The sequence below is a fragment of the Winogradskyella helgolandensis genome (assembly GCF_013404085.1).
Taxonomy (GTDB): domain Bacteria; phylum Bacteroidota; class Bacteroidia; order Flavobacteriales; family Flavobacteriaceae; genus Winogradskyella; species Winogradskyella helgolandensis.
Window position 1 is genome coordinate 1,436,720 of sequence record NZ_JABFHO010000001.1, and the last position, 13,603, is coordinate 1,450,322.

A 13,603-nucleotide genomic window follows, 5' to 3' on the forward strand; every position below is an offset into this window, starting at 1 on the left:
GAAATTATGAGATTAAAAAAGTATTGTTTAGTAGCATTTATAGCTTTTATGGCGAATTTTAGCTTTGCCCAAGAAGGTATTCCTATTTATTCTGATTATTTAACAGATAATTATTATTTAATTCACCCTTCAATGGCAGGTGTTGCTAACTGTGCTAAAGTTAGATTAACAGCAAGACAACAATGGTTTGGGGTAGATGATGCTCCGAGCTTACAAACCTTAAGTATGAATGGAAGAATAGGAGATTCTCCTGTAGCCATTGGTGGTGTTCTTTTTAATGACTCTAATGGGTATCATTCTACAGTTGGTGGTTATGCAACATTCGCTTACCATTTAATGTTTTCTAGAAATGAAATTGATTTAAATATGTTGTCATTTGGTTTAAGTGCTGGTTTTTTACAGTATAAACTTGATGAGACAAGTTGGTTAGCGCCTGGTGAATATGATGCGGCAGTTGCAGGAATTGAACAAAGTGCTACAAATTTTAACGTCGATGTTGGTCTTTCTTATCATTTTGTAGATTTCTATGCACATTTCACGGCTAAGAATATTTTAGATAATGATGGTGTAAATTATAACCAAAATGGTGAATTTGAATTTAAAAACTTAAGAACTTATTTGGTGTCTTCTGGTTATACGTTTAGTCAGTATGGTAGCGAATGGAGTTATGAGCCTTCTATAATGTATATGTATAGAGATGCAACAGCAGAATCTTCAATAGATATAAATGCTAAAGTTTATAAGGAAATGGATTTTGGTAAAGTTTGGGGTGGATTATCTTACAGACGTAGTTTAGATGGTGCCGAGTTCCAAGATGGATCTGGTGTTAGCAGTCAAAAATTACAATACATCACTCCATTTTTAGGTGTAGATTATAATAATTTTGTGTTTGCATATACATATTCATACCAAGCAAATACAGTGAATTTTAATACTGGTGGTTTTCATCAATTAACTCTTGGATTCAACTTTAACTGTAGACGAGAGAAATATGAGTGTAATTGTCCTGCAATTAACTAATATAAATAACACATAAAAAAAGGCTCAATTTAAATTGAGCCTTTTTTTGTTTTCATAATTACGTTTTATTCCCATTTATAGTTTTTCTGTTCAGCTTGTGACTTTAGTGCTTTAATCATCGCACTTTCTAAGCCGTTATTAGAGTCTTTAGTTTGCTTAGCAATATAATCGCGTCGGTTGAGATTTAATGTGGCTATTTCATCTTGAAGTTTTTTACGCAATTGGGCTTTTTCTTCGACATAAGATTTGATTTCAGATTTAGATTTCCCCTTTAATTCTTCAGGTAATTCGCTATCTTTTATTTCATCATAAGAAAAGTCAGCTTCTTTTTCTGCATCTACCAAATCCCAAGAACTGTTTTTGTATAAACGTGAACTTTTGCTCACTGTTCTACTTACTGCATTGGCTTTATTATAACTTCTAGCATTGGAATCTTGTTCTGCTTGCATTTCCATTTTAGCTCTACCTGTACTTCCATAAGCAACATAGGTGGTATTTAGTTTTTCATTGAGCTCTAAAATTTTGTCATCGTAAGGAGATGCCACGTGTACGGTTGCTTCGTTATGATTGATAGCCATATAATTCCCATGGGTTAAATCGGCTCCATCTTTCCATTTGGTTGAGATCCCTTGATTGTAATCACCACAAAAAATAGTATTCACGGTAACGTCATTTTGATGTGCTAATTTAGAGGCGTCTTTGTAACTGACGTTTCCTTGTGTGTAAGGTTCGTTTCCTGCGATGAAAACAAGTTTTAAATCCTCTTTGCTATCTCCCCATTCTAATTGGCTTAAAGCCGTGTTAATTACTTTACCGCAATATTCATTGCCGCCATTTGTGGTTAGTGAGAATAATGATTTTGAAATTTCATCCAAATCATCACTAAACGCAATGACTTGTCTTAAATAGCCTTCATCTGCATTAAGATTATCATTTCCGTATTCGTAAAGTGCAATTTTAAGATTAGGACTTTGGTCTTCGCATTTGGCGTAAGACAATTCATTTACAATTTTCCAAAGTTGCGCTTTGGCTTGGTCAATTAAGCCATCCATACTATTACTGGTGTCTAAAAGCAACGCGACTTTAATTTCAGGATTTTTAGCTTTTGAAGTGGTATTAATCACGGTTTCAGAGATGGCTAAATCTTGAGTTCTATTTTTCGAATTTGCATTACAAGCAGTTAACGATGCTAAGCATAATGCAAATATTAAGGTTTTAAATTGTGTTTTCATGTTTTTTATTTTGCTTAATTATTATTTATCTTTCAGGATTGATATCTCAATCCATTTAAAAAAGACCCCCTTTAAGTCCTTTTTAGAGGACAGCTTTATCGTAAGAATCATTTGAAAGTCATAACCTATATTATATTCGCTTAACAAATAAAGTCTTGATTTTATGTTCTTACAGCGAAGCGATCTTGATTCTTTTTTATTTAGTATTTAATTCTTTTACGTCTATAGTTCCATTCGGAGAAATCACATAGTATTTGTGATCTATTTTTGTTTCAACTACAGGTGCTACCTTGACTTCTTTCGGTTTCGGAGTAAAAACCAGTTTTATATTCATGCCAATTTGAACAACGGGTTCTAAAATTGAAGGATTAATCACCACATCATAATTTTCATACGTTAAAGGTTGGTAATAATAAGAGGTCTGCTTTTTTACCGTTGTAACACCTTTGTTTTTATCTAAAGCTTCAACAGAAGTACTATTATAAGCTTGATAGCTTTGGTAGAAATCCTTTGGGAAATAACAGTATTTATCATCTGCAATAGACACATCATAAGTAGACATATCAAACCCTAGAGCTTTGTAATACGCTTTCTTTTCATCAATAAGTTTCAATAATTCATCTTGAAGATTTTTATAGACCTCTTGAATATTGTCTATATAATAATCAACCTTTACCAGATTATAAATTTCACTTTGAGCACAAGCTGATAAAATGGCTTCAAATTGACTGGTTTTTGTAAATTGGATATGAATGTTTTGTTGTAATTCAAATCCCTTAGGAACTTCAGTATAGGTTTTGCTGAATAGTTTCTTTGTAACTTCAACTTCATAGATAGGAATAAAAGAAATCACATCAATCGCCATATTTTTTTGAGAGATGCCAATAGCGTTTAAACGCTGTTTAATACTGTCTATACGTGCTGTCATTAATTGACTAGTCATCTCTGCAGACGATCCCATTTGAGAGACATTGAATATTGCTGTGTAAGTCGTAGCGCTTGCATTTTGAAGCGCTTTTACATCTACCGTTAATACATTACTGGGATGGAGTGTTTGATGAATTTGCTGCTGAACTGTTGGATTATAGATTTGTGCATTTCCAGAGCTTAAAATATTCTGTCTAGAAATATCTTGGGTGATTTCATTATAATTTCCTCGGTGTTGAGCTATTATAGATGAACAGCTTATTAAGAATAGCAGTAATGTTAGATTAATTGATTTCATTTTCATAATTGTTTTTTGATTTATGGCGTAAAGCTCTGTTATAAAAACAGGGATTAAAATCGACAATGAGTAAAGTGCTGCTTCGGCTGAGTGAAGTCCACTATAAATTTAGTAGAAGTGCCTTTTTTGGCATGAAAAGACGTCAAATTTAGAATACCTCATTTTTTGAAACCAAATAAAGTATGTAGTTTAGTCCAACTAATTAAAAGTGAAGTGAGAATTCCTAAACCATATTATATACTACTAATATTTTTTCTTATAGGTCTTGTAACCTTTGGGCAGAATAGGGAGGTGAAGCGAGCAGATGAAAAACCTGTATTTACCATTAGAGGTTCTGTGTATGAAAAAGAAACCCATAAACCTTATAAGAATGTTGAGATTTTAATAAATGGTGGAAGCTATGTAACCACAAGTTTTGATGGAACGTTTGATATAAAGGCTAAAATTGGTGATGAACTTATTGTAAAACATCCCGATTTTGAGACAATTTACTACACTATAGAATCTAATGAACGAATTAGTATTGAGGTTGTTGACGCTAAACAATCTAAATTTCGTGGTAGAAGTAAAGGAGATTTTGAGCGTTTTAACCAGATGATTGATTCGGCAGATGCTTATCTGAAAAAGGATGCCGAAAAAAGTATCAAGTTTATTGGAGATGCTTTAAATGTCAATGTAACGGTAACACAAAGTGCTGAAGCCCAGGAATTATTAGGAGATATATATATGTTTTGGAAACAGTTCGATTTGGCGATTTCAGCGTATAGAATCAGCCTTCAAAATACAGAAACAGCATCTGCAAAATTGAAGTTAGCCAAAGCGTACCTTAACAACGGAAATTTTGAAACTAGTCTTAGTACTTTCAACCAGATTGATGAAAAGACTTTATCTAATTATCAAAAAACAATATGGTTTGAAGGTATTGGAGATGCTCATTTAAAAACGAAAGACTTTACTAAAGCTATTCAAGCTTATGAAGACGGGTTGAAGGTTGCAAAGCAACATCTCATAGCGCCTAAGGTTACGGACTTAAATTCTAAAATAGCACAGGTTTATAGTAAGCAAGGGCAAACCGTTAAGGCTAAAAGTTACTTTACCAATTCATTGAGTTTAGCGAAGCAAGAAAATAAAAAACGTGCTGTTGAAGAACAAGTGAAAGTTGCTGAGTTTAATAGTGAAAATGCCGAATATGAAAGTGAAATTGAATTAAGAAAACTGGCCATTGAAGGGATTAAAGATATTGAAACCGATTCTGTAATTAGTAATGATAGCCCAATTACATCCCAAAAGCAAAACTATAAAATTGGTAATGCCTATTTATTAAGTAATGATTTAACCAATGCCATTCCGTACTTAGAGAAAAGTATGGAAGAAGCAGGAGAACGAGGTGATTTAGATGTAAAATTAGATGCCACACGGAAGCTTTCTGAAGTTAATGCGCGGTTAGGGAATACAGAAAAAACAATCGCTTATAATGAAGAATATAAGGATGTTGTAGATGAATTATACGCTAGGAAAAGACAAGAAATTTCTCAAGCGGCACGTTTTAGTCGCAATATTGCAGAGCAGCAAAATAGAATAACTACTTTAGAGAGTGATCGCGCTTTATCTAAAAGTACTTATGAATTAACCCAAGAACGTAATAAAAGTCAACAACTTATTATTTATTCTTTAATAGGTGGTTTAATCCTATTGCTAATTACGGGTTTTTTAATGTTTAAATACATCAAACAACAACGATTGGCGAATAATTTATTAGCCTTAAAATCGTTGCGAAGCCAAATGAATCCGCATTTTATTTTTAACGCGTTGAATTCTGTGAACACATTTATCGCGACAAACGATGAGCGAACTGCTAACAAATATTTGTCAGATTTTTCACAATTGATGCGTGCTGTATTAGAAAATAGTGAGGAAGATTTCATTCCACTAAAAAAGGAAATTGAATTATTGAATTTGTATACCAAGCTCGAACATTTTAGATTTCAAGATAAGTTTGATTATACTATAGATGTGGATGAGGCTGTAGATGTTGAAGAATTCCAGATTCCTCCAATGTTATTACAGCCGTATATCGAAAATGCAGTATGGCATGGCTTGCGTTACAAAAGAGATAAAGGGCATTTAAATATTACAATTCAACCCAAATCTAAAGATGAAATAACAATTACAATTTCTGATGATGGCATTGGTAGAAGTCGCTCTAAAGCATTAAAAACGGATCATCAGAAAAAACAAAATTCAAAAGGCATGAACAACATTAAAAAACGGGTTGCCATTTTGAATGAGATGTATAAAGATAAAGTTGATGTTACGATTAATGATTTTCAGGACTTGGAAGATGCAGGAACAAAAGTAGTCGTCACACTTAAAAAAGACTAAATAAAGTTTGAGGCCTGAAGTTGGAAGTTGAAAGTAACTTCGAGCTTCGAGCTTCTCACTTCAAACTATAGACTATGAAACTAAACGCCATAATAGTAGAAGACGAAGAAAACAGCAGACTAATTCTAAGAAATTATCTGACTAAATATTGTCCAAATATTTCAATTTTAGGAGAAGCTGCTAATGTTGAAGAAGCCTTAGTTTTAATTAGAAACAATGATTTAGACGTGGTTTTTTTAGATGTAGAAATGCCTTATGGTAATGCCTTCGATTTATTAGATAAGGTTGGTGATATTAATTTTGAAACCATATTTGTGACGGCATACAATCACTATGCGATTGACGCACTAAATGCACATGCCTCTTATTATTTAATGAAACCAATTTCTATTGATGAATTGATTAAGGCTGTTGATTATGTTACTGAAATTAGAACCAAAGAAGATGCGCTTCAAAATCAAATTTTAGTACCAAAGACCAATTCGGTGAATGGTAAAATAACACTTCCACAACAAGATGGTTTTGAAGTTATAGAAACAGCAGACATTATGTATTGTAAGGCTGATGACAACTACACCGAAATATATCTGCATAACAATAAAAAGAAACTCGTTAGTAAAACTTTAAAATATATAGAAGAAAGCCTAAAAGATGCCAATTTTGCTAGAGTTCACAAGAGCTATTTAGTTAATGTGAATGAAATCGTAAAATACGTAAAAGGTAAAGGAGGTAGTGTGATTTTAAGTAACGGAAAAGAGATTCTGGTTTCGGCTTCTAAAAAATCTGATTTATTGTCATATTTCAAGTAATCTAATTAAATTTAATCTCTTCGGTTAAATTTAGGCTGAAATTTTCTAGGGCTTTCAGTAACAAGCTTTTTTCTAAATAGAAAATAAAAGAGACAACCGATTACTGGAAAGAATAAAATAGCCAGAAACCATACGGTACTCATATAAGGGGTTTTAAATCGAGATCGGGTGATATCAAAAATTGCCCAAAACCATAATACAATAGCAACAATTATAAAGCCGATAATTAAAGATGATTCCATGACGCTGTGTTTAGAAAATTAACCAAGAAATTTAAATACTCAATTCTACAACCAACCCTTCGTTAGATCTTACATTAAAAACGGTGTCATCTTCAAAAATTAAATACTGTCCTTTAATGCCAACTAGTTTTCCTGAATAATGAGGTGTTTTACTTAAATTTAGACTTTTTAGCTTTTCAGGATAATGCTCTACAGGGAACTTAATATGTGTTTCTGTGTTGTCTTCAATAAAATATGGTAAGGCTTCCTCAGGAATGTAGGCTTTTAATTTTTGTTTCCATTCTAATAAATCTTCATCTTTTATATCATTCTTCAACATCGTTCGCCAATTGGTTTTGTCGGCAACATGATCTTTTAAAGCGACCTCAGTAATGCCTGCTAAATAACGGTTAGGAACTTCAACAATTTCAACCGCTTCATGAGCACCTTGGTCTATCCAACGCGTTGGTACTTGACTCTTTCTAGTCACACCAACTTTTACATTACTAGAATTGGCTAGATACACAATATGCGGTTGTAGTTGCACTTTTGTTTCATAATCTAAATCTCTATCTTCTTTCCCTAAATGTGCTGTGCTCAATTCTGGTCGCATTATCCAATCACCAGCAAAAGGTTTGTCAAAAAAACACGTTTTACAAAAGCCTTGTCTGTAAATCGGACGATCTAATCCGCAGCTTAGACATTGGTGTCCAACCAATTTTATATCAATAGTTTTATTTAATAACTGATTGACATGAATGAAGTCATTTTCAAAGACTAAATAGTATTGAATAGGTTCTAAAAATTCGGTTTGCATTTTAGTGAGGACTCCTGTATAAACCATGAAAGAAATTTAGTATTTTTAGCATTAATTAATAGCGTAAAGATAGCCAATCCATGCCAATTCCTATTGTAAATTCCATTGCGTCTTGGTTTTTGAAAAAACGATTCCATCAAATAGAGTTGTTTTTAAAATACCCAAACGAAGTCCAGAACGAATTACTATTTAGTTTATTAAAACTTGCTAAAGACACTGAGATTGGTAAACAATATGACTTTGATTCTATTAAGTCTTATAGAGAGTTTAATGAGCGAATTCCTGTGGTAAATTATGAGGAATTTCAACCATTAATTGAACGTTCTCGTAATGGTGAACAGAATATTTTTTGGCCTCGACCTATAAAATGGTTTGCTAAATCTAGCGGAACTACTAATGCGAAAAGTAAGTTTATTCCTGTTAGTTTTGAATCTTTAGAAGATTGCCATTATGCGGCGAGTAAGGATTTGTTGTGTATGTATTTAAACAATAATGAAGACGCACAATTGTTTACAGGTAAAAGTTTACGATTAGGTGGTAGTAAAGAACTGTACAAAGAAAATGGAACTGTATTTGGTGATTTAAGTGCTATTTTAATCGATAATATGCCATTTTGGGCAGAATTTAGTAGTACACCTAGTAATCGTGTGTCTCTGATGAGCGATTGGGAGACGAAGATGCAGGCTATAGTAGAAGAGACTATAGAGGAGAATGTAACAAGTCTTGCAGGTGTTCCTTCTTGGATGTTAGTGTTACTCAATAATGTTTTAGAAAAAACGGATAAAGACAGTCTTTTTGATATTTGGCCAAACCTAGAAGTTTATTTTCATGGTGGAGTAAATTTCAATCCGTATGTAGAACAGTATAAAGCTATTTTACCATCGGATAAGTTTAGATATTACGAGATTTATAATGCATCTGAAGGCTTTTTTGCTATTCAAGATCAAAATAATTCTAGTGATTTATTGTTGATGTTAGATTACGGGATTTTTTATGAATTCATTCCTATGACTTCCTATGGCACTGAAGAGCAAAAAGTGATTCCGTTAGGTGACGTTAAATTGAATACTAACTACGCGGTAATTATTACAACCAATGCTGGTTTGTGGCGCTATAAAATTGGAGATACAATCCGTTTTGTAAGTTTAAGTCCACATAGAGTTAAGGTGACCGGTAGAACCAAGCATCATATAAATGCTTTTGGTGAAGAATTAATTATAGAAAATGCTGAAGAGGCTTTTAAAAATGTATGCAAACGTACAGCTTCTGAGATTGTTGATTATACAGCAGCTCCTATTTTTATGGAAGGTAAAGAAAAAGGAGCTCATGAGTGGATTATTGAATTTAAAACACCACCAGTTAATATGTCTCATTTTGAAGAGCTGTTTGATGATTCCTTAAAGTCTTTAAATTCCGATTATGAAGCCAAGCGTTTGAATAATATGACGCTTAATAAACCAAAGATTCACAGCGCAAGGCCTAACTTGTTTTACGATTGGTTAAAAGAGAATGATAAACTTGGAGGACAACATAAAGTACCACGCTTATCTAATAGTCGGACTTATCTGGACGCGTTATTGCAACTTAATCAGTTATAAAAGTGTTTTGTTTTTTTGTCTAAACGATTGCGATTAGACAGTTGCAAACGCTATTTGGTTCAGATTTAGTTTCCATTTAAACGCCATACACTTTATCGCTAATAATAACATTTACGGACACTATATCGTCAATCCCATAGATTTTAACCAATAAAAAAATCAAATTGGACTTGCTTTAATTTATGCCTATATATTAGCAGTAAATAAATGTGCTATCATTATTTAAATTCCCTCAACTATATATAAAGTATTGCGTGCAATATTTAATTAATCAATCCCTAACTAAAACTAAAAACCACAATTTCTAATATTGAAATTGTGGTTTTTTAATGATGTAAAACTAAGGTTATGAAACGGCCTTCAATTTTTTAATTGTCGATTTATTCAATCGATCTTCAGCATATGTTTTTGTAATATTTAATTTTGTTTCATCAGAACCAGGTAATTCAAACATGGCTTCAGTTAAGATTTCTTCGCAAAGTGACCTTAAACCACGAGCGCCAAGTTTGTACTCAATAGCTTTTTCTACAATATAATCTAAAGCACCATCTGTAATAGAGAATTCCACATCGTCCATTTCAAACAACTTTTTGTATTGTTTAATAATGGCATTTTTAGGTTCCGTTAAAATAGCTCTTAATGTTTTAGCATCTAAAGGATCCATGTAAGTTAATACAGGTAAACGACCAATAATTTCAGGTATTAAACCAAAATCCTTTAAATCCTTAGGGATAATATATTTCAAAATATTGTCCTTATCAATACTTTCTTTATTAATTGAGCTGTAACCAATGGCTTGCATATTTAAGCGTTTAGTAATATGACGCTCAATACCATCAAACGCTCCACCTGCAATGAATAAGATATTTTCGGTATCTACTTCAATAAATTTTTGATCGGGATGCTTACGTCCTCCTTTTGGTGGTACATTAACCACGGTGCCTTCTAGAAGTTTTAATAAAGCTTGTTGTACACCTTCACCAGAAACATCTCTGGTTATAGATGGATTATCGCTTTTACGTGCAATCTTATCAATTTCATCTATAAACACAATACCACGTTGTGCTTTTTCAAGATTGTAGTCTGCTGCTTGTAATAAACGCGTTAAAATACTTTCTACATCTTCTCCGACATAACCTGCTTCTGTTAATACCGTTGCATCTACTATTGCTAAAGGCACGTTTAACATTCTAGCAATGGTCTTTGCCATTAATGTTTTTCCTGTACCAGTTTGCCCAACCATAATGATATTACTCTTCTGTATTTCGATATCATCATCAGTTGGTGCTTGTAATAAACGCTTATAATGATTATATACTGCAACAGACATCACACGTTTTGTGTTTTCTTGTCCTATTATATATTCATCTAAAAAGCCTTTAATCTCCTTAGGCTTTTTAAGTATTAATTCTGCACTTAAATCTGAATTACCAGATTGTTTAGACTCTTCTATAACAATACCGTGTGCTTGCTCAATACAACGGTCACAAATATGTGCATCTAAACCTGCAATAAGCAAGCTAGTTTCTGGCTTTTTCCTACCACAAAATGAACATTCTAATTCTTCCTTTGCCATCTTCTCTTTTTTTAATTCCTGCTAATGCAGAAATCCCTTTTTACGTTTTAATTATAAGTCGAAAATAATCTTAATTACTTTCTCTTTAATACTTCGTCAATCATTCCGTAGTCTAAAGCTTCTTGAGAACGCATCCAATAATCTCTATCAGAATCTTTTTCAACTTGCTCTACTGTTTTGCCAGTATGTTTAGCAATAACGGCATATAATTCTTCTTTAACTCTAATAGTTTCCTTTAATGCAATTTGCATATCGCTTAACTGCCCTTGAGTTCCACTACTTACTTGGTGAATCATAACACGAGAATGTGTTAAGGCAGAGCGTTTTCCTTCTGCACCTGCACATAATAATACTGCTGCCATTGAAGCAGCAATACCTGTACAAATTGTAGCGACATCTGGCTTAACGAATTGCATCGTATCATAAATACCTAAGCCAGCGTATACTGAACCTCCTGGAGAGTTAATGTAAATTTGAATGTCTTTTGAAGCATCTGTACTTTGTAAAAATAGTAATTGTGCTTGTATAATATTGGCCACTTGGTCATTAACACCTGTGCCTAAAAATATAATACGATCCATCATTAGACGAGAGAATACATCAAAAACGGCGATATTCATCTGACGTTCTTCAATAATATTCGGTGTCATATTTGAAGGATACATACTTTCTATGATCTTAGAATAGTAATTACTATTGATACCTTGATCTTTTATTGCAAATTTTTCAAATTCTTTTCCGTAATCCATATGAGTTTTAATTCTTTTAATTAATGTTTGATTGCCATAAAACACTAGTAATATGCTTAGTATGGTGTTTGCTTTTTGTGAAAAATGTATTCCAATAAAAAAGCGTAAAACTTTTACATTTTACGCCTTAAAGATACTAATAATTTTTAGGTTACGGTTTTCCCGTAACTACATTTTAAGGTTTTAAGCTAAAGCCTTAATACTTTTAGAATTAACTATAGAATTCTTTTACAAAATCATCATAAGTGATGTCTTTTGTTTTAATATTGGCTTCAGTCTTATATAAGTTTAATAATTTCTGACTCATTAATTGTTCAGACATACGTTTAACTTCGTCTTGGTTTCCTAAGATACGTGCTGCAATGTCTTCTAATTCCTTGTCTGAAGGATTCATTTGACCAAACTGTGCCATCTGACCCTTAATCATTTCCATAGCGTAAGATTTCAATTCTTCAAACTGAACTTGAAGTTTATGATCTGTCATTAATTTACCTTCAATAAGTTGGTAACGCATGCTTTTTTCAGACTTTTCGTATTCTTCTTTAGCTTGCTCTTCTGTCATTTGCTCTTCACCTGCATTTTGCATCCATTTCTGTAAGAAACTTGCTGGTAAATCGAATTTAGTATTCTCAACTAAACTCTCAGTAACATCATTTAATAACTTCTGGTCACCTTGTTGTGAAAATTGCTTTTCTGAATCTTCTTTGATTTTATCTTTCAATTCTGTTACAGAAGTAACAATACCTTTTCCGAATAGCTTATCGAATAACTCTTGATCTAAATCGGCTAATTCACGTTCGTTAATTTCAGTAATTGTAAAATTCACTTCAATATCTAAACCATGAGCATCATCATGAGATACTTTTAAAAACGTCATTAAATCGTGATCGTCGTTAAATAAGCCTTTAGTTTTCAATGTAATTACATCACCAACTTTAGCTCCAATAAATTTCTTAGGATTTGTTTTTCCTTTTAATTTATCTAAAGTTAACATTGTAGAATTATCGATTTCTTTTTCCTCGTTAGTAAAAGTTCCTGTGATTTCAGAATCTTTTGTTACTTCCTTTTGAGAAACGATTTTACCATATTGTTTTTGGATATGAACAATCTGATCATCAATCATTTTGTCATCAGCCACAATATTATAATGTGTTATTGCTTTTTTGCTTTTTAAGTCTACATCAAATTTTGGTGCTAAACCTAATTCGAATTCAAACGTAAATGCTTCTGCATCCCAGTTTAAATCATCTTGTGCTTTTGGTAATGGATTACCTAAAACATCTAATTTTTCTTCAACTAAATACTTTCCAAGAGCATCTTGTAGTAATTTGTTTACTTCATCTACCAATACGGCTTTACCATATTGCTTCTTTACCATTCCCATTGGTACATGACCTTTTCTAAAACCAGGAATGTTAGCAGACTTACGGTAATCTACCAAGATTTTCTCTACTTTATCGCTGTAATCCTCTTTAGCGATGTCCACTTTTACAATTGCATTTAATGCATCGATATTTTCTCTTGTAATATTCATTTTTTTGAAACTAAAATTGGGCTGCAAAAATACAATATTTTTTGCAACCCAACAACAGTTTTAAAGGTTTGACCTTAAGCTACTTTTTATCCTCTTTTAAGAACGATTGTAATAACGATTGTAAAATGGATAAAAGAATACTAAAAAGCAATGCGGTCCAAAAGCCAGAGACGCTAAATCCATCGATAAGATTACTTGCTAATAATATAATTAGCGCATTGATGACTAATAGAAAAAGTCCTAATGTTACAATGGTCACTGGTATGGTTAGAATTACTAGTATTGGTTTTACTAACAAATTTAGAATTGCTAAAACTACAGCAACTATAATGGCTCCAACATAGCCGTCAACAGTAACTCCACTAAGTATGTTTGCTAAAATAAAAACGGCTAATGCGTTTAGTAATAGTCTTAGGATGATATTCATAATTTTAATTTTT

The 13,603-nt window shown here is 32.5% G+C and carries 12 protein-coding genes; 4 read left to right on the forward strand and 8 right to left on the reverse strand.

Annotated elements, in window-relative coordinates:
* Positions 1–6 precede the first annotated feature (6 nt).
* Positions 7–1,020, forward strand: coding sequence for a PorP/SprF family type IX secretion system membrane protein (locus HM992_RS05865; protein WP_178985943.1), 1,014 nt, complete (start codon positions 7–9; stop codon positions 1,018–1,020).
* A gap of 65 nt (positions 1,021–1,085) precedes the next feature.
* Here the strand turns inward: HM992_RS05865 and HM992_RS05870 are convergent, their stop codons facing one another.
* Both HM992_RS05870 and HM992_RS05875 read right to left on the reverse strand, forming a co-directional pair.
* On the reverse strand, positions 1,086–2,252 hold the full coding sequence (locus HM992_RS05870) for a VWA domain-containing protein (protein WP_179319038.1): 1,167 nt from the start codon (positions 2,250–2,252) through the stop codon (positions 1,086–1,088).
* Between the two features lie 196 nt (positions 2,253–2,448).
* Positions 2,449–3,477, reverse strand: coding sequence for an SIMPL domain-containing protein (locus tag HM992_RS05875; RefSeq protein WP_179319039.1), 1,029 nt, complete (start codon positions 3,475–3,477; stop codon positions 2,449–2,451).
* Positions 3,478–3,642: 165 nt separating this feature from the next.
* On the opposite strand from HM992_RS05875, the gene HM992_RS05880 reads away from it, so the two are divergent.
* Together HM992_RS05880 and HM992_RS05885 are read left to right on the forward strand one after the other, a co-directional pair.
* Positions 3,643–5,859, forward strand: coding sequence for a tetratricopeptide repeat-containing sensor histidine kinase (locus HM992_RS05880; RefSeq protein WP_195806603.1), 2,217 nt, complete (start codon positions 3,643–3,645; stop codon positions 5,857–5,859).
* Between the two features lie 74 nt (positions 5,860–5,933).
* On the forward strand, positions 5,934–6,668 hold the full coding sequence (locus HM992_RS05885) for a LytR/AlgR family response regulator transcription factor (protein ID WP_179319040.1): 735 nt from the start codon (positions 5,934–5,936) through the stop codon (positions 6,666–6,668).
* Positions 6,669–6,679: 11 nt separating this feature from the next.
* Here HM992_RS05885 and HM992_RS05890 read toward each other — a convergent pair whose 3' ends face one another.
* A complete protein-coding gene (locus HM992_RS05890) occupies positions 6,680–6,910 on the reverse strand; it encodes a PLDc N-terminal domain-containing protein (RefSeq protein WP_178985939.1) in 231 nt (76 codons plus the stop codon).
* Positions 6,911–6,941: 31 nt separating this feature from the next.
* Complete coding sequence (locus HM992_RS05895; protein ID WP_179319041.1) at positions 6,942–7,733, reverse strand: DUF2797 domain-containing protein; 792 nt, start codon at positions 7,731–7,733, stop codon at positions 6,942–6,944.
* Between the two features lie 53 nt (positions 7,734–7,786).
* On the opposite strand from HM992_RS05895, the gene HM992_RS05900 reads away from it, so the two are divergent.
* Positions 7,787–9,304 (forward strand): GH3 auxin-responsive promoter family protein, encoded by a 1,518-nt coding sequence (locus HM992_RS05900; RefSeq protein ID WP_179319042.1) that lies wholly within the window; start codon positions 7,787–7,789, stop codon positions 9,302–9,304.
* 346 nt (positions 9,305–9,650) lie between these two features.
* Here the strand turns inward: HM992_RS05900 and clpX are convergent, their stop codons facing one another.
* From clpX to HM992_RS05920, 4 genes are all read right to left on the reverse strand, one after another.
* Positions 9,651–10,880: an ATP-dependent Clp protease ATP-binding subunit ClpX gene (gene clpX, locus HM992_RS05905; protein WP_179319043.1), complete on the reverse strand. Its 1,230-nt coding sequence runs from the start codon at positions 10,878–10,880 to the stop codon at positions 9,651–9,653.
* 74 nt (positions 10,881–10,954) lie between these two features.
* The gene (locus tag HM992_RS05910) at positions 10,955–11,629 is read right to left on the reverse strand and encodes a ClpP family protease (RefSeq protein WP_178985935.1); all 675 of its coding nucleotides are present in this window, start codon (positions 11,627–11,629) and stop codon (positions 10,955–10,957) included.
* Between the two features lie 211 nt (positions 11,630–11,840).
* Positions 11,841–13,163, reverse strand: coding sequence for a trigger factor (tig, locus tag HM992_RS05915; RefSeq protein ID WP_178985934.1), 1,323 nt, complete (start codon positions 13,161–13,163; stop codon positions 11,841–11,843).
* 79 nt (positions 13,164–13,242) lie between these two features.
* Complete coding sequence (locus HM992_RS05920) at positions 13,243–13,590, reverse strand: phage holin family protein (protein WP_178985933.1); 348 nt, start codon at positions 13,588–13,590, stop codon at positions 13,243–13,245.
* Positions 13,591–13,603: the final 13 nt, after the last annotated feature.